The 15,076-nt window shown below is 55.2% G+C and carries 19 protein-coding genes and 1 pseudogene; 3 read left to right on the top strand and 17 right to left on the bottom strand.

The window, feature by feature from the left end; translation table 11 throughout:
- Positions 1-6 precede the first annotated feature (6 nt).
- The 17 genes and pseudogenes from AB4K05_RS07200 to AB4K05_RS07120 all read right to left on the bottom strand — a co-directional run bounded on the left by AB4K05_RS07200 (position 7) and on the right by AB4K05_RS07120 (position 11,679).
- Entirely contained in the window at positions 7-597 is a 591-nt protein-coding gene (locus AB4K05_RS07200; RefSeq protein ID WP_368479305.1) for a phage tail protein, read from the bottom strand.
- Positions 590-1,797: pseudogene (locus AB4K05_RS07195) on the bottom strand (baseplate J/gp47 family protein). The gene AB4K05_RS07200 and the pseudogene AB4K05_RS07195 overlap by 8 nt, the downstream one beginning before the upstream one ends.
- Complete coding sequence (locus AB4K05_RS07190) at positions 1,790-2,125, bottom strand: DUF2590 family protein (protein ID WP_368479304.1); 336 nt, start codon at positions 2,123-2,125, stop codon at positions 1,790-1,792. The pseudogene AB4K05_RS07195 and the gene AB4K05_RS07190 overlap by 8 nt, the downstream one beginning before the upstream one ends.
- On the bottom strand, positions 2,122-3,933 hold the full coding sequence (locus tag AB4K05_RS07185) for a phage tail tape measure protein (RefSeq protein ID WP_368479303.1): 1,812 nt from the start codon (positions 3,931-3,933) through the stop codon (positions 2,122-2,124). The genes AB4K05_RS07190 and AB4K05_RS07185 overlap by 4 nt, the downstream gene beginning before the upstream one ends.
- Position 3,934: 1 nt before the next feature.
- Complete coding sequence (locus AB4K05_RS07180) at positions 3,935-4,114, bottom strand: hypothetical protein (protein WP_368479302.1); 180 nt, start codon at positions 4,112-4,114, stop codon at positions 3,935-3,937.
- An 8-nt stretch (positions 4,115-4,122) separates the two neighbouring features.
- On the bottom strand, positions 4,123-4,392 hold the full coding sequence (locus tag AB4K05_RS07175; protein WP_368479301.1) for a putative phage tail assembly chaperone: 270 nt from the start codon (positions 4,390-4,392) through the stop codon (positions 4,123-4,125).
- Positions 4,393-4,494: 102 nt separating this feature from the next.
- Entirely contained in the window at positions 4,495-4,878 is a 384-nt protein-coding gene (locus AB4K05_RS07170; protein ID WP_368479300.1) for a hypothetical protein, read from the bottom strand.
- Positions 4,878-5,219 carry a M15 family metallopeptidase gene (locus AB4K05_RS07165; protein ID WP_368479299.1) on the bottom strand — a complete coding sequence of 114 codons (342 nt, stop codon included), beginning with the start codon at positions 5,217-5,219 and terminating at the stop codon, positions 4,878-4,880. Before AB4K05_RS07165 ends, AB4K05_RS07170 begins: the two co-directional genes overlap by 1 nt.
- On the bottom strand, positions 5,216-5,515 hold the full coding sequence (locus AB4K05_RS07160; protein ID WP_368479298.1) for a holin: 300 nt from the start codon (positions 5,513-5,515) through the stop codon (positions 5,216-5,218). The genes AB4K05_RS07165 and AB4K05_RS07160 overlap by 4 nt, the downstream gene beginning before the upstream one ends.
- A 4-nt stretch (positions 5,516-5,519) precedes the next feature.
- A complete protein-coding gene (locus AB4K05_RS07155; RefSeq protein ID WP_368479297.1) occupies positions 5,520-5,975 on the bottom strand; it encodes a phage protein in 456 nt (151 codons plus the stop codon).
- A gap of 2 nt (positions 5,976-5,977) precedes the next feature.
- On the bottom strand, positions 5,978-7,120 hold the full coding sequence (locus AB4K05_RS07150) for a DUF2586 domain-containing protein (RefSeq protein WP_368479296.1): 1,143 nt from the start codon (positions 7,118-7,120) through the stop codon (positions 5,978-5,980).
- A gap of 2 nt (positions 7,121-7,122) precedes the next feature.
- Positions 7,123-7,818, bottom strand: coding sequence for a hypothetical protein (locus AB4K05_RS07145; protein ID WP_368479295.1), 696 nt, complete (start codon positions 7,816-7,818; stop codon positions 7,123-7,125).
- Entirely contained in the window at positions 7,815-8,291 is a 477-nt protein-coding gene (locus AB4K05_RS07140) for a phage tail protein (RefSeq protein WP_368479294.1), read from the bottom strand. The genes AB4K05_RS07145 and AB4K05_RS07140 overlap by 4 nt, the downstream gene beginning before the upstream one ends.
- The gene (locus AB4K05_RS07135; RefSeq protein ID WP_368479293.1) at positions 8,288-8,761 is read right to left on the bottom strand and encodes a head completion/stabilization protein; all 474 of its coding nucleotides are present in this window, start codon (positions 8,759-8,761) and stop codon (positions 8,288-8,290) included. The genes AB4K05_RS07140 and AB4K05_RS07135 overlap by 4 nt, the downstream gene beginning before the upstream one ends.
- 103 nt (positions 8,762-8,864) lie before the next feature.
- The gene (gene gpM, locus AB4K05_RS07130) at positions 8,865-9,569 is read right to left on the bottom strand and encodes a phage terminase small subunit (RefSeq protein ID WP_368479715.1); all 705 of its coding nucleotides are present in this window, start codon (positions 9,567-9,569) and stop codon (positions 8,865-8,867) included.
- Complete coding sequence (locus AB4K05_RS07125; RefSeq protein ID WP_368479292.1) at positions 9,566-10,597, bottom strand: phage major capsid protein, P2 family; 1,032 nt, start codon at positions 10,595-10,597, stop codon at positions 9,566-9,568. The genes gpM and AB4K05_RS07125 overlap by 4 nt, the downstream gene beginning before the upstream one ends.
- 23 nt (positions 10,598-10,620) lie before the next feature.
- Positions 10,621-11,679, bottom strand: a complete 1,059-nt coding sequence (locus AB4K05_RS07120) for a GPO family capsid scaffolding protein (protein WP_368479291.1) — start codon at positions 11,677-11,679, stop codon at positions 10,621-10,623.
- A 177-nt stretch (positions 11,680-11,856) separates the two neighbouring features.
- Here AB4K05_RS07120 and AB4K05_RS07115 point away from each other — a divergent pair, with 177 nt between their 5' ends.
- From AB4K05_RS07115 to AB4K05_RS07105, 3 genes are read left to right on the top strand one after another with little or no spacing between them, the layout of a single operon-like run.
- On the top strand, positions 11,857-13,668 hold the full coding sequence (locus tag AB4K05_RS07115) for a terminase family protein (protein ID WP_368479290.1): 1,812 nt from the start codon (positions 11,857-11,859) through the stop codon (positions 13,666-13,668).
- Complete coding sequence (locus tag AB4K05_RS07110; protein WP_368479289.1) at positions 13,665-14,726, top strand: phage portal protein; 1,062 nt, start codon at positions 13,665-13,667, stop codon at positions 14,724-14,726. Before AB4K05_RS07115 ends, AB4K05_RS07110 begins: the two co-directional genes overlap by 4 nt.
- 47 nt (positions 14,727-14,773) lie before the next feature.
- A complete protein-coding gene (locus tag AB4K05_RS07105; protein WP_368479714.1) occupies positions 14,774-15,049 on the top strand; it encodes an ogr/Delta-like zinc finger family protein in 276 nt (91 codons plus the stop codon).
- Positions 15,050-15,076 lie beyond the last annotated feature (27 nt).

Genomic DNA, 15,076 nt, shown 5'->3' with positions numbered 1-15,076 from the left:
AAACCTCTAAATCTTTGCGCTGTATGTTTCGTTTGAATCTTTATTCTCTGGGGCAAGCGCGGCGGGATAACAAATATATTCGCCGTCATACCATCCCACGCCGATGGTTATTGTTTTGCTCGTAATAACCTCAAAACGATATCGGCGACACGTTCGGCCATACTTGCGGATTATCTCCAGAAGCAAATCACTATTATCTGCAATCTGGCTATCGGTCACGCGGGCGACAATAACGTCCCAGTCTTCCGCGTCTTGTCGTTCCAGCAATTCGACTTTGCCAATACCCAGCCGGGCGAATATGGCAATAAACCCGGCAATTTCCCCAGCCTGCTGGGCGTTAATAAACGCGTAACTCACCCGCTTGCGGTAAAGCTCCAGCGGCTCGCCATTGAAACGGGTCATATCACGTTCCCAGGCGATGAGGCTCAGAATCGGCTCGGCGCAGGTCAACGGGTCAAATTGCCTTAACGGCCAGGTTACCCACTCGTAAACCTGCGACCAGAATTTCACGCACGCCCGTAATAGTCGCGCCGGGTCGCCTTTATCCATCCATGACGGCAGTTTCAGCCCGGCCAGCTTCTGGAGGAAATCAGACATTTTCGCCCCCTTCGTCCAGGGTGTTTTTAATCTCCACCGCCAGCGCATCCAGACGGGGGATCGTCAGGTCGCTGATAATGTCCGACAGCGAAAAGGCCAGCGAATCCACATCAACAAAGGTTTTGTGAATTTCACGTCCCAGATTTGAAAATGAGAAACGCGAGTAAGGCCATGTCTTTTTTACGTCGTAATTGGCGTTCTCACGAAACGCGCAACGGATCAGGTTAGCAATATCAGCCTGCAACCTGGTGACGGCCTCGTCGCCCAGGTTGTCCATACTTTCGACATACACGGTCACCGCCAGACTGTGACGCGTCTCCGGCATGGCGTAACACTGCAAATCATCGCCGTGGCCGTGGTGCCCCTGGCCGGTGATATAGTCATTCACCGTATCAATAAAGGGCTGTGACGCTTCCCCACTATCCAGCAGCAAATAAGCGTTTGCGGTGCCTGGCCCGCGCGGCGCATCGTGCAAAAAGAAAATGCGATCGATACTCAGCCCGACAACGCCCGAAATCATGCTGCGGTAGATAGCGTCAGTGTGATAGCTGCCAACCAGATTAAACTGGTTGCGCGTGCGGTCGCGCAGTTCGTCGTCGGTTTCCTCATCGGCCCCGGCGTGATTAGCCAGTCGTCTTCGTTAACGGCGCTGGTGATACCGTCCACCGCGACCGGCATGATCCGGTAATAACCGGGCGCAAGGTTGTAGCCGGTGCCGGTGCCCGTCGCCGTGACGGGGATTAATGCGCTTTCAACGCCTGCGGCGATGGTCGTGTCCTCACTGACCGATAAGGCATACACCGTGCCGTTAATGCGCTCGGTTTGTACCAGCGTACCGGCAGGAACGACGACCGCGTCAGCCGAATTCACCTTAATGAATCGCAGCACGCCACCGGCAGCGCTCGCCGGTTTGGCCTCGATATTCACCGCCCACGCCAGCAAGCGCAGCATAGCCCCGGACGCCGTCGCCACAAACATATTGCGCAGCACCACGTCGATCAGCGCGGCACGCAGCCATAACACTGGCGTGGTGACTATTTTCGAAATCAGCCGCCAGAAAGGTGACATCCGCGACGTATTGGTGACAAACCCTTCGGCCTGTACGGTACTTTTAAACACGGCGGTGATTTCGGCTTCCGTTGACGGCATCCCGCTATCATTCAACACCTGCTCAAAATCAACGGTCGGCTTCTCAGTCATAGTTAACCCCCGTTTCAATGCTGCCGAAATCGTAGGTTTCAGCCGTCACATACAGCCGTTCAATACTTTCTTCGGTGATATAAATTGTCCCAGGGATCAGACGTTCGTCGCTTTCCACCAGTAATGACAGCTGGGTCAGCACGTCACCGCGCATCGTCGGGCTACGCTCCCCGATCAGACGGGTTGCAATGCCGCTTTCCAGAATGCTGTGGATGATGTCTTGCGCGATGCTGTCCCGGTTGTTGCAGCGCTGCGGCTCGTTGCCACTGTCCAGCGTGAAATCGCCGTCAGTGATCAACAGGTCGATGTATTTCAGTTCGGTACTCATCCGGCGTTAAGCTCCTGCCATTCGGCCAGCTGGGCCGGGGTGATTCCATTCGGGGCGTTGATGTAGGTATCGCCCCACGTTTTACGGCTATCCACTACGGTTTTACTGTCAGATTTAATCTGACTCATCAGCCCGCCGCGTGGGATGTCGGCGCTTGGCTGGTTACCGGTCAGCAGTGACGGCCCGGTCATTTTTGGCGGTGCTGCAGCTGCATTCGGTGCGGTCACCGGCTGCGGGATATCGGCTTTGACTTCGATATTGACGCCCGGCAACTTGTTTAGCTTCTCAACAATCCAGTTGTAAGCCGTGGTAAAGCCTGCGGTGATTGATTTCCATACCTCGTTAAACACCTCGCCCACCTGTTTGGCGACGTCCATCACCCAGGCGAAAGCGTCCGTATTCATCAGCGCCGTGGTCAGTTCTTCCCAGTGGGTGACGACATACCAGATCCCCACGGCCAGCAACGCCAGCGCGGCAATAATCAGGGTGATCGGGCTGGTCAGGATTTGCATTGCCACACCGGCGAACATGGAAGCCTTACCGTAAAGCCACATAACGACCGATGCCGATTTAACAATCGCGGTTAATCCCACCATCACGAAGCCAAACACGCCCATAACGATATTTGTCGCCGCGCCAGCCAGGCCAAGAGACAACACCGCCAGCACCACATAACCCAGCACGCGGGCGATATTCGGGAACATTTCCAGCCAGCGGGCAAACGTGGCCCCAACAGCGGCGGCTTTATTCATCATCGGCGTAAGAATCGGGATCAGCGTGTTGCCCAGGGCGACGCGCATCGCGTAGAAAGTCGCCTTGATACGTTCCCACGGCGCGGCCATACGTTCGGCCATTTCCTGGGCCCGTTTCATACCGTCATTGCGCCCCAGCTCGGTGATGCTGCGATTTAGTGCGTTTTGCTGGCCGTATAGTTTTTTAATGACATCCGCACCGCCGCCGAACGCCGCGTCCAGCGCCTGCTGGGCTTTGACGTTCCCTTCAATGCTGGCGCCGTATTTGTTTTGCAGCTTCTGGAGAATGTCGCCCATTGGCAGCATTTTTCCGCTGGCATCAACAAAACTCATCCCCAGCTTTTCAGCTGCGGCGGGGGCGCTTCTCAAAAACTGCTCGTAAATGCCGCTGGACTCGGTGCCCAGGGTGCGCGAAAGCGTGCCCAGTACCGCGAATTGTTCATCCATGCTTACGCCAAAATCGGCCCCGGCGTTTTTGGTGCCCTCGATCAGCTCCTGCATGGTCTGCATTTTCACGCCGAAGTTTTGCACCATGTACGCCGTTTTACCGGCCAGCTGTTCGGCAAACTGGACGTGCCCCAGGCTGGACAGCTCCGCATTAAACCGGGATGCCATCGCGCCGATATATTCGCCCGCTTCCTCGCCGGTCGCCTTAACACCTGCGGCCAGCGTGTTGGCAGCGATAGTGACGCGGGGTAAATCCATATCCGACAGCCCGGCCATTGCGCCTTTCATCGCATAGCTTGAATTGACGACATCAACCGCGCCCTTGCCGTAACGCATACTGAATTTAAGCGCCTCACTGGACAGCTTTTTCAGCGCATCCCCGGCCACGCCTTTGGATCCGACTTCATTTAGCGCGGCGTTCATTTCGTAGGCCGGGCCAACCACGCCCGCGATGGATTGAGCAACACCCCAGACGGCGGCAGCACCGATGCCGATTTTCGTAAATGACGCCTGCGATTTTTCAGCAAAACCCGACAGCGAAGACTGGGCCGTTTTAAGCGGCCGCGTCAGCTTGTCGATAAGGCTCAATGTGAAATCCAGGTGACTCATATCATTTTCCGTTTAGTGCCAGGGCTATGCCGTCTGCCGTTTTCCGGGCTTTGGTCTGGGCGAAATACTCATCCAGCCATAGGGCGCGGGCGATGCTTTCTTCGTCGTCGGCTTCGTGCGGGAGGTAGTAGCGGCGCAACGCAAGATACTGCTCCAGCGCGTTTCCCCGTATGGCCGCCACCCGCGCCGTTAGTTTTTTACTTCGATCTCAAGTTTCGGTGAGTAAATTTCGTTCACCTTCTCAACGATCTGCATTTCGCAGCCCGGATAACTTTCCATGAGTTCAACCAGCTGCGCTTTGCAGTCGCCGGACACGATACGGGACAGATAAGTCGCCATCGGTGCCATTTTGTTGGTCAGGGTCATTTCGTTAATCAGGTTATTGAACGCGGTTTTATTCGGCTCAAAAGTCAGGGAAACGCCCTGCACAGTCATGGTGATCGGTTTTGCTTTGCTCATTTGGTTAAATCCTTTCGTTGTCGAATGTTGCCCACAAGGGCGTTATGTCGTGCGGCGCAATCGACATACATTTGCCGATAAGCGGTTAACGCCGCGTCATAGTCATTTCCGGTCGGCCCGGCCAGACGCGGCAGGGTGACCGGGCAAAGAGTCAGCTGGTTTTCCTGATAAGACTCGCTCGGCTTGATCTGCACTTTCGTTGAACAACCGGACGTAATCATCAGTAGCGCAAACATTGCTAAACACCGGCTTAATGGTTTCCGTATGGATAACCCGTTCCGTGCGCACTTCATTGGCTTTTAGCTCCGCGAGTTTTTCTTCCAGCAATTCGCCAGATTTCTGCGTCGCATCCGCGACCACCTGGCGGGTTTTGTCGCCCGCCTCATTAACGGCCAGCGTCAGCTTTGCGTCATACCAACCGTGCGCCTGCCAGCCGAAGACCATCGCAGCAACCAGCAGCAAAAGCGGCCCCAGCTGATCACGCATCAGCGCACCCCTTCGTGCGCAAGGCTAAAATGATTGCCGTCAGGGCGTGATTTGAAGCGCCCGCCCCACGACCCGCCCAGACTTTCCCAGTATTCACCCAGCGCCAGGTAATCCTCGGTGCGGGTTTTGTACTGACCGTTCACAAACAAATTGAAATCAACGGCCAGTCGCTGGGTATGCAAACTGTTTGCAATGCCGCTGCCTTTTTTGGCGTTCAATGCGGCTTGCTCCGGCGTGCGGTACGCTTCGCCAAACGTCAGGCGCAGACCGCGATCGTTAGCCCATAAAATCAGCTGGGCGATTTTCACCGCGAAGACCTGCTGTTTTTCGCTCAATGTCATGGCGTTTTCTTCCCCCATTTCCTGATATACATTTCAAATCCACGCTTAAGGCCGGCTTCGATAAACGCGGCCCCCAAAATGCCCAGCCCGCAGGCAATCGCGACGACGACCAGCTCCGGCATATCCGGGTATTTCAGCAGCGGGATTGCTGCCAGTGGGGCCACGGCGGCCCCCAGAATCACGCGGCCCAGCAACAGGCGAATGGTTAGCGGCTCATTGCTCACCATCAAATGCCCCAGGCCAATCACCGCGCCAATCAGCAGCAGCTTTGCTAATAGCCCTTCTCCGTTCTGCATGTCGTTATCCTTTCAGGTCGCGAGTATCACGGGCTGACAGGTACGACACGCCATCGATCGCGATAAAGTCCGGGCTGGTCACCATGAATTTAATTTTCTTGGTGGTCTTGCTGGCCTCGTTGGGGTTGATGTTGACAACGTCAGACAGCGAAGGGACGCAGCCAAACACCTCGATTTTTTCTTCGTCGTCGCCCGCGTTGGCATAGAACAAAAAGTCCTTTGCGGGAATATCACGCCAGCTGCCTGCGGCGCGGGCTACGGCGGTGAATTTCTTGAAGTTCTGCGAATCGACTTCGACTTCCACGTCTGCGGATACCGATCCTTTGGTGTACCCGTTCGGGACGCCGCGCGTTTGCGCTACGGCGCTGTTATCGGTAATGGTGACGGTGGCGTTTTCGACGTGAATCATGACGCCGTCATAGTTCACATCAAACGACCCGCCGCTAATGCGTTCTGTCATTGTTAGCTCTCCAAAGAGGTGTCAAGTTCGATACTGACGCTGATTTGAGTCGCGCTTTCGTATGGTCGAACGACAAGAAAAACTTGTACGTGCGTACTGGTTGCCCAGGCGATGGTTACATCACCATCTTTCGGCGGTTTCACCTCGCCGGGGAACGGCACGCCGTTGATTTCAACGGATTTGGACATCTCACGCAGCGGCGCAGCAAAGTGCGTTTCATTCGCCCGGATGCTTCCAGGGGTACTATTGAGCGAACGATTTTTGATTTTCGGAATCGCAATCAGTCGGACGCGGCGCGATGCCTTATCAACTACACGGACATTTTCAATAACCTGATAGTCACCGCCGTTTACGTCCAGGGTGCGACCTTCACACCAGTAGATCCCCGGATAATCGGCGTACCACATCGGCACGCTGTAGCGGAGTTTCTCCAGCGCCTGGATTACACCGAGATCGATTTCCACCCCGGTGCCATCCACCGGCAACGCATCGCTACCCAGTGCCGTGACTGCGCCGGTCGCAACGCGGGCCGGGCTATCGGCCACGGTCACCGAACGGTTACACAAGCGGCCAGCCAGGACGCCGGGTTCATTTCCCCAAAGACGCGGCACAAGTTGCACACCAGGTGCGGCAATATCGTTAGCCAGCGCGGCCAGACGCTCCTGATAATCAGCCCACGTTTCGGCATCCTCCGGGCCGCCAACGGCCAGGGCAAACCAGACAAAACGCCCATTAACAGCCTGTAGCGTCGTGCGCATCTCGTTTGCGCGGTTAATAGTCGCTTTCTCAGCAACATCAAAGACCAGGACAACCCCTTCAACGGATGCCGTAGACTGGGCAGCAGAAACAGCGCTCATCCAGTCCTCATCCGCTTTGTAGTCCTCTGCCTCTTTATCCGGGACAGCCATAACGCGAGCATAGGCAAACCAGTTTTGCCCGGCGTTATTGGCAGCTGCGGCAACAATTTGCTTTAACAGGCTGTCCTTTTCGCCGAACGCAGCATCCAGATCAGTGCCTGAATTGATCGCCAGCGTTTTGCCGACGTTGGTGTCGCCATACCCTACAAAGAGGACGACACGTTCGATCTCTGTGGTGGTGCCGTTGTAGCGGTTTTTTTGGTCAATAGTGACTGACGGTGCGGTCATTCTTACCCCCTGATACCTTGCGCGTTAACGTCCCAGCCGAAGCCGATCGCTTGCATTTGCCGCGCAATAATTTGTTTAAATTCATCATCGCTTACACCCAGGAAAACACGCCCAGGGATATCGATCGTCCAGGTACGTTTGGACGGTGTACCTTTCAGCTTGCGGATAACTAACCCCGCCTGGGCCATGCTCATGGTTGCCATAATTTGTTTACTGGACGGCTTCACCCAGCGTTTACCCTTTCGCACCTTGTAGCCCAGCGAGCGCAGGCGCTTTGCCTGGCGTGGTAACGCGGGCTGGTTTGCCTGCGGTTTACGCGGTGCGCCGCTCGCTTTCATCTGGATGCTTGCGCCGTCCTGCTGGACAGCGCCAACCAGACCGGCCGCAATGGGTTTATTGCCGTTCCGGTAGTTGCCGCCCTTGAGGTAAATCCGTACCCCCTGGATTTCCGGCATTTCCCGCACCGCCAGCAGTTTGGGCAACCCCTTTAACATCTTTCCCTTGCCGCGCTTGCGTGGTGCCCAGGGCGTCCCATCCGGGGCCGCCTGCTGGCGTTGGTGACGCTTTGCCGCCGCCACAATGCCCAGCTTCGCGATACGCCATAACAAACGCTGGCGTTTTTTGGGGGGCAAATCAGCTTTCGCCAGTGCCTCACGCAGCTGCGCTAACTGCTTTTTGTCCAGCTCACCCCGGATCATGACGCTGGCCCACGTTTGGCGATGATGTCCATTTCTGCCGCGACCCAGATTTCTGGATTAACGATGTCCCAGCGCTTGCCCTTGTACGGGATGGGGCCGTCTTCCATTTGTCGAATGACTAACGGGTCAGCCAGCCCGATGACAACGTCCAGGATGCACGACCCCTCGTCGTCAAACTCTGGATCGACGGTAGGCTCTGCTAACTTCAATTCGTCGCGCAGCTCGTTGGCGTGCTCATTCGCCCAGGCAATCACCAGGGCATAAATCAGGCCCGGCGAATACCGGCGATAGGGGAAGTTATCCCACGACAACCGGGCGCTGTAGGTCAGCACGCCGATCCGGGTCTGGTTGTTGCCCAGCGCTTTGGCGCTGCGTACCAGCTCGCAATCGTCCATCGAACTGGAAAACATCTGCATGGCCTCGGGCGGCAGATGGTCAGTAATAAACGCCGTCAGGCTTTCCAGCTGGCTCATATCAGATGCACCCCCACGCGTGGCTTTTTCAGCATATTGCGCATCACCGTTGCCGCCTCAGCCAGCAGGCTGGCGCGGGTGTCCTGGCTTTCCTGGCCTGGGTGCGACTCGCGTCGCCCGATGGTGGCAAACTCGCCCAGTAAATCGGCCTTTGCGCGGGCGTAAACGGCTTTCTTGTACTGGGCCGTCAGCTGGGATTCCTTCCCCATCTTCGCGCCTGGCGCGTCTGCGGCTTTCTCGCAGGCTTTCGCGTTCCAGTAGGCCACCACATCGGCCAGGGTGTCGTTAACCTCGGCAATGGCCGCCAGCAGGGCCACGCCTGCGGTTTCTGGTGGCAGGTCTGCGGGCAGCGTGCGCACCTTCTGAAATTCAGCCAGATCCAGATCGGGCCAGAACGTCACGCCGTTGGTGATAACGGTCGGCGTTGTCGTCACTGGCTTGCCGCTGATACTGAAACTTGGGCCGCTCATGGTTCACACCTCAGTTTTGCAATAGAAACGGGCTAACGGGTTCCACGGCCAACAACCGCATGGTTGATGCCTCCCCCGCGCCCGTCCCGGCTTGCGGGAGTCGTTATTGTTCGGTCAGGCTGGCAATACGGGCGCGAATCTTGTCGCGCATCGTTTTAACCCCGGCGTTTTTGTTGTACGCCGCCGCCTGGGCTAAAAGCGCATCAGCCTGTTCAAGCGTGCTGACATCATCCACGGCAGTGGCACGCGGCTGGCCGTTGTTGTCGCGCAGGATGTAAAGCCCGGCGAACTTGTACCACTTCGCGTTAATGTCTTCGTGAAGCCGCCATTTCTCGCGGATGTTTTCAAATGTGCGGCTGAAATACGGCTCAATACTGCGACCGGCTGCGGCTTCATTGGTCGCCCACTCCAGCACCGTGTCGGCCACGAATGCCGGTAATGTGCTTTTGAAGTTTTCCGGCGTGGCCTGCTGCTCAGTGATTGCCACGTCAGCCCAGTCCAGCGCCTGGCCCATTTCCCCCGTATCGAACAACCAGATCACGCAGTAAACCAGGGCCGGGTTAGCGAAGCGGGTGTCGCCCGCGAGATACGCTTCAACGATCGGCATCCAGCGCGGCAAAAGAGCATCACGCTTCATTTCGACGCGGTCTTCTGTACGCGGCAAACTGCGCAGCCGTTCGACATCCCTTTTCAGCTCCAGCATTTGCAAATGGAAGCTCACCGGCGATGCCGTCAGGGCTTCGCGCTTATCCAGCGCCTGGACTGTTTTCACGCGTGCGCGGTGTCGTTGACACGGGGTCATGGTTATTCGCCCCCTTCTGGTGCCGCCACCTCACCTGCCAGGGTGATTTTGTCGAACGCGGCGTAAAGCTCGTCATGCTCGACGGCGTAACCTTCCATGCGCAAATAGTTGTTTTCAAACTGCTTGCGATCGTCGCTCCAGTCGGCTTTACGCTTACGGGTGCCCGCCTGCGTGTAAATATGCAGGTTGCTAAGGGTTGTAATGATGAGGCGACCTTCTGGCATAAACGGCGGGGTGTACACCTGTTTGCCTGCGATGTTGCGGTTAATCAGTTGCGCCGCGACTTTTTCGGTTGGGCGGTCAACCATATTCATCATGGTTGTGGCGTCCTTCCCAATCAGGTCACCGGAAATCAGAACGCAAAGGTTCGGATCATTGCGGTAATGCTCCAGAATGCAGGTATGAAGCAGGTCAGTAACTGCCGCATCCAGCGACACATAATCCGCTCCAGCACCGCCCAGCGTGACCGCATCGGTGATGATTTGGGTCGGCGTACGCGTTTTGACGATCTGGTGCCAGCCGATGTTAACGTCTTCACCATTCGGATTTTTTTCCGGGTCGGTGTCTTCGGCAACACTCACGCCGTTAAACGCCACGCGCAGCATATCCAGCGCAAATTGCTCATTGCTGAATGCCTGAATCAGCTGGAAGAATTCATCTTCACTGCCGGAGTTTGCCCAGTTGGTCAGCGTGTCATAATCCAGGAAGGAACCAGAATCCGTCTCAGCCAGCTTGTACTCGTTACCACTGACGCCCAGGGAACGGGAGAAGCGGCCGCCTTTCTTACGACCGGTATAAATACCCGGCTTACCGGTACTGATAACCTGGCCGGTGGTCTGCTGGACGTCTTTCACATTGACCAGGCGCAGGAATTCGGAAGACTCTAGCAACGCCTGGCGCAGCATGGTTTCTTTTGGTGGTGTGATCGCAAACATCTTGGCGGTGTGCTGCACGCCATAAGATTTAGCCAGGGCCGCGGTAAAACTTTGCAGCATTTGCTCGGCGCGGGCTGATAGTTGTTGCGTATGATGCATTTTATTTTCCTTAAATCAGGCGCTTAAACTAATTCACGCGGTTTGTTGCTGACCCCAGGCGCATTGCCAGGGCGACGCGTTCCGTTACCTTCCATCACGGACAGCTTGGTCATGACGGTGGTCAGCTGTTCGGCCAGATCGTTAAGCGGGTTACCAGCGGGCTGGCGGCCAGCGGAGAAATCACGGCGACGGCTGCGGGTACGCTGACGGCGGGCCGATGCCGGGGCGGCGCTGAATTTTTTCATCACTTTTGCCAGGTTGGCTTTTGCGACGCTGAATTCTTCCGCTTTGACTTCGTCTTCCGGGTTCTCTGCGACTTCCTCGGCCAGGTCTGCCACTTCGGCGGCCGCGTCGGCGATTTCATCGGCAATAACGGCCACTTCGTCGGCGGCCTGCTCTGGCGTATCAACGGCGGCAGCGTCACCCGCTGCGGCAGCAGTGCCGCTTTGAACTAAATCCAGAATTTTCTGGATGAGGGCTTTTAATTCTTCCATTTTTTCTCCGTCGCCCTCGGTGGGCTTGTCAGTGTTTGGCTCTGGTGTTGGTGTAAAACTTTTATCCGCATTAAATAAACGCGTGAAAAAACCCGGCTTATTTTTCTGCAAATTACCCAGGCTGAAAGTTTCAAGGCTACCGCGTTCGGAATCCCTTTCTTCTCCAGCCAGTACAAACTTAATTTTTTCCGTTCCAAGACTCGCCGGAATATCGGTCACCGCCAGTCCAAAAAGATATTCGCGGCCACTACCGCCGAAATCAGAAACAAACTCAGCAGATGTAAAAAGCTTTTGCCCCATCGCATTGGCATCAATTAAGAATTGATTCGGGATTAACTGGGCATATAACTTAGTAACATCACCTTCCGTTTCCACTTTCAGCGCGTCCACTTCGCCAAGATTGCAGGTAAACTCACGCTCACCTAAAGCGTATTGCGGATGGTGCGGCCAAATCATGGCGGTATAGGTTTTGCGGGTGTAGGTTTCTGCCGCATCGATCAGCCACTGCGGCTCAATGTTGCGACCGTCAACCGCTGGCCCAGACGTAGCAATACAAATCCAGTCCGTTTTTAAATTAGGTTGTGGCATAACTGACCTTTAACAATGATATTAAATAACGGTAATTCGTTTGTAGTTGTCAGTATTGCCAATTAAATTAAATGTCGCGATGCATTTATTTCTTATGTATTCGGTTATAAATAGTTAACCACCTTTTGCCGATATTTAATTATCAATTCAGGCAAAAAACACCGCCATAATGGCAGCATGGCTAAATACTCCGATGAATTAAAAGAAGCGGCCCGCACGCTTTATATAAAAAGCTGGTCGCCGAAAGATATCGCGCAGGAATTGAATATTCCACCGCGTACTATTTACCACTGGGCGGATGTCGGCGAGTGGGCATCACTGCTGCCCGTCGAATCAGTGGAAAACGTCATTGCCCGTCGCATCGACCAGCTGTCTCGCCGCGAGAAAAAAACAGCCCTTGAACTGGAAGAACTGCGCGATCTGATTGCCCATCACGTCAAACTCATGGCGCAGCGCAACAAGCACGCCGAAAAGCTGGCAGAAATTCAGGCCAAAAAAGCGGCCTATGACGGCGAAGGGTATTGCCTCAGCAGCGCAGGCGGCGAACCAGGGGAAGGAAAGCGCCGGTATAAGAAAAACGACGTGTCCGGGCTGACGCCTGAAATGCTCGATACCTGGGCGCGGGAACATCTTTTCGAGTACCAGCTGCATTGCCGCGAACACAAGGGCGAAGACTGGCGCTTTATCCTGAAAAGCCGACAAATCGGCATGACCTACTATTTCGCCTGGGAAGCGTTCGAAGACGCGGTCGTCAGTTGCGACAATCAGGTCTTTTTCTCGGCATCCCGCGCCCAGTCGGAAATTTTCCGCGAATACATCGTCCAGATTGCGCAGAATCATTTCGGCATCACGCTGACCGGCAAAAATATTCGCCTCAGCAACGGGGCGATCCTGCGTTTTCTTTCAACAAACGCCAGCACCGCGCAGGGCTTCAACGGTCACCTGTACGGCGACGAAGTCTTCTGGATCCCCAAATTCACGCGCCTGCACGAAGTCGCCAGCGCGATGGCGACGCATAACAAGTACCGCACGACGTACTTTTCAACGCCCAGCGCCAAAACGCACCAGGCCTACACGGTCTGGACAGGTGACGAATGGCGCGGCGACGACGCGAAGCGCAAAGGCATTGAGTTTCCGAAAGACAGCGCCATGCGCCAGGGCGTCATTTGCCCGGATGGGATCTGGCGCTATGTCATCAACATGGAAGACGCTATCGCGGGCGGCCTGGGGGCGCTGGTTGATATCGAACGCCTGCGCAACAAGTACAACCCGACCGCATTCGCGATGCTGTATATGTGCCAGTTTGTTGACAGCAAAGACGCGGTCTTTAAGTTCTCCGTGCTGGCAGGCTGTGAAGTAGACAGCGCCACCTGGGGCGACTATGACCCCACCGCCGCGCGGCCATTTGGCAACCGTGAAGTATGGGCCGGTTTCGACCCGTCCCGCAGCGGTGACAACTCAACCTTTGTGATTGTCGCGCCACCTATTCACGACGGCGAACGCTTCCGCGTGCTGGCGATCTGGCAATGGCAGGGCTTTAACTTCAGCTGGCAGGCTGACCAGATCCGGCAGCTTATGCGCCGCTTCAATATCACTTACATCGGGATTGATACCACCGGCCTGGGCAAAGGGGTTTACGACCTTGTCAGCAAGTTTGCCCCACGTGAAGCAACCGCAATTCTTTATAGCGTCGAAAGTAAAAACCGCCTGGTCATGAAGATGATCGACGTTGTCGAGCGCAAGCGCATTGAATGGGCAAAAGACGCTATCGACGAAACGAACAAAGAGCGGGCCGAAATACCGGCCAGCTTTATGGCTATCCGGCGCACCACGACCAACAGCGGCAACGCGCTGACGTTCGTCGCCGAACGCTCAGACTCAACCGGCCACGCGGATGTTTTCTTTGCTATCTCGCACGCCGTTATTAATGAACCTATCGACCATGAATTTGACCGCCCATCGGGCTGGCACTTTGGGGAAGCAGCATGACAACTAAAAAGCGCAAGGCGAAAAAATTCAAGGCCCAGGGCGCAAGCGATATGAAGACATTCACGCCGGGGCGCGGGAGTGTCATCACCTTTGGCGAACCAGAACCAATCCTGACGACCGGCACCGATTATCATAATATCTGGTACGACAACGAATATGATCACTGGCGATTGCCGATTGACCGCCTCGCGCTGGCGCAGCTGCCGAACCTTAACGGCCAGCATGGTGGCGTCCTGTATGCCCGCCGCAACATGATTGCCAGTGGCTACACTGGCGGCGGGCTGACGACTGACCAGGTCGAACAAATGGCATTTGATTACCTGATATTTGGTGACGTGGCCATCCTGAAAATTCGCAACGTCTGGGGGGAAGTGATCGACCTTCTGCCGCTGCCGTCGCTTTACCTTCGCTGCCGGAAAGACGGCTCGTTTGCCGTTCTCCAGGAAGGGCCTGCCCTTATCTATGACCCGGAAGACATCGTCTTTTTCAAGATGTATGACCCGCGCCAACAGGTTTACGGGCTGCCGGATTACATCGGCGGGATTCACTCGGTATTACTCAACAGCGAAGCAACCATCTTTCGCCGCCGTTATTACAACAACGGTGCGCACATGGGCTTTATTCTGTATACCAGCGATCCAAACCTTACGCTGGAAATGGAAAACGAAATCAAAGATAAGATTGCGGCGTCCAAAGGGCTGGGCAACTTCCGCAACATGTTTATCAATATCCCAAAAGGCGACCCGGAAGGGGTCAAAATTCTGCCGGTTGGCGAAGTCAGCGCCAAAGATGAATTCGCGAACATCAAAGGCATCACCGCACAGGATATTTTCACCGCTCACCGCTTCCCCGCAGGGCTGGCCGGTATCATTCCAACCAACGGCGCGGTAATGGGCAACCCGGAAACAGCCCGGACAACCTACCGAAAAGACGAAGTTATCCCGCTTCAACGCAAATTTATGAACGGCGTAAACAGTGACCCGGAGATCCCCGCACGCTTACACCTCAATTTTGACGTTGAAACACCGGTAATTAGTACCGATAAGGGCGAAAAATGATCGTAATTAAGTTAAAATCATCCCCATTGTTATCAATGGCGTGCGGGATGGTGAACATGCGAGTTTTCAAAATTAAATGTCCGGAATGCGGATCACCGGCCACTATTCGAAAATCAGACTGGAAAGACAAGAAACTGGCGGATTTGTACTGCGCCTGCACAGAAGTTGAATGCGGTCATACGTTCGTTTTTAACGCTTCCTTTTCTCATACTCTTAGCCCTAGCGGGCTAACTGGCAACAAGTTGGTAAAATTGCTGATTGACCGGCTCAAACCGGAAGAAAAGCAATTCGCATTGAATTTGCTGAGCGAACAGACTTTATAAATGCGATTATTGAAGCTCATGGAATAC

Origin of the sequence: Kluyvera sp. STS39-E, assembly GCF_040932435.1 — a bacterium.
In the GTDB taxonomy this organism is placed as follows: Bacteria; Pseudomonadota; Gammaproteobacteria; order Enterobacterales; family Enterobacteriaceae; genus Kluyvera.
Note: the sequence above shows the minus strand (reverse complement) of the source record. Positions and strands in the feature narration are given on the sequence as shown.

Coding starts and splice junctions, on each gene's coding strand:
- AB4K05_RS07200 (WP_368479305.1), bottom strand. CDS start 597: ATGTCTGATTTCCTCCAGAAGCTGGCCGGGCTGAAACTGCCGTCATGG.
- AB4K05_RS07190 (WP_368479304.1), bottom strand. CDS start 2,125: ATGAGTACCGAACTGAAATACATCGACCTGTTGATCACTGACGGCGAT.
- AB4K05_RS07185 (WP_368479303.1), bottom strand. CDS start 3,933: ATGAGTCACCTGGATTTCACATTGAGCCTTATCGACAAGCTGACGCGG.
- AB4K05_RS07175 (WP_368479301.1), bottom strand. CDS start 4,392: ATGAGCAAAGCAAAACCGATCACCATGACTGTGCAGGGCGTTTCCCTG.
- AB4K05_RS07170 (WP_368479300.1), bottom strand. CDS start 4,878: ATGCGTGATCAGCTGGGGCCGCTTTTGCTGCTGGTTGCTGCGATGGTC.
- AB4K05_RS07165 (WP_368479299.1), bottom strand. CDS start 5,219: ATGACATTGAGCGAAAAACAGCAGGTCTTCGCGGTGAAAATCGCCCAG.
- AB4K05_RS07160 (WP_368479298.1), bottom strand. CDS start 5,515: ATGCAGAACGGAGAAGGGCTATTAGCAAAGCTGCTGCTGATTGGCGCG.
- AB4K05_RS07155 (WP_368479297.1), bottom strand. CDS start 5,975: ATGACAGAACGCATTAGCGGCGGGTCGTTTGATGTGAACTATGACGGC.
- AB4K05_RS07150 (WP_368479296.1), bottom strand. CDS start 7,120: ATGACCGCACCGTCAGTCACTATTGACCAAAAAAACCGCTACAACGGC.
- AB4K05_RS07145 (WP_368479295.1), bottom strand. CDS start 7,818: ATGATCCGGGGTGAGCTGGACAAAAAGCAGTTAGCGCAGCTGCGTGAG.
- AB4K05_RS07140 (WP_368479294.1), bottom strand. CDS start 8,291: ATGAGCCAGCTGGAAAGCCTGACGGCGTTTATTACTGACCATCTGCCG.
- AB4K05_RS07135 (WP_368479293.1), bottom strand. CDS start 8,761: ATGAGCGGCCCAAGTTTCAGTATCAGCGGCAAGCCAGTGACGACAACG.
- AB4K05_RS07125 (WP_368479292.1), bottom strand. CDS start 10,597: ATGCATCATACGCAACAACTATCAGCCCGCGCCGAGCAAATGCTGCAA.
- AB4K05_RS07120 (WP_368479291.1), bottom strand. CDS start 11,679: ATGCCACAACCTAATTTAAAAACGGACTGGATTTGTATTGCTACGTCT.
- AB4K05_RS07115 (WP_368479290.1), top strand. CDS start 11,857: ATGGCTAAATACTCCGATGAATTAAAAGAAGCGGCCCGCACGCTTTAT.
- AB4K05_RS07110 (WP_368479289.1), top strand. CDS start 13,665: ATGACAACTAAAAAGCGCAAGGCGAAAAAATTCAAGGCCCAGGGCGCA.
- AB4K05_RS07105 (WP_368479714.1), top strand. CDS start 14,774: ATGGTGAACATGCGAGTTTTCAAAATTAAATGTCCGGAATGCGGATCA.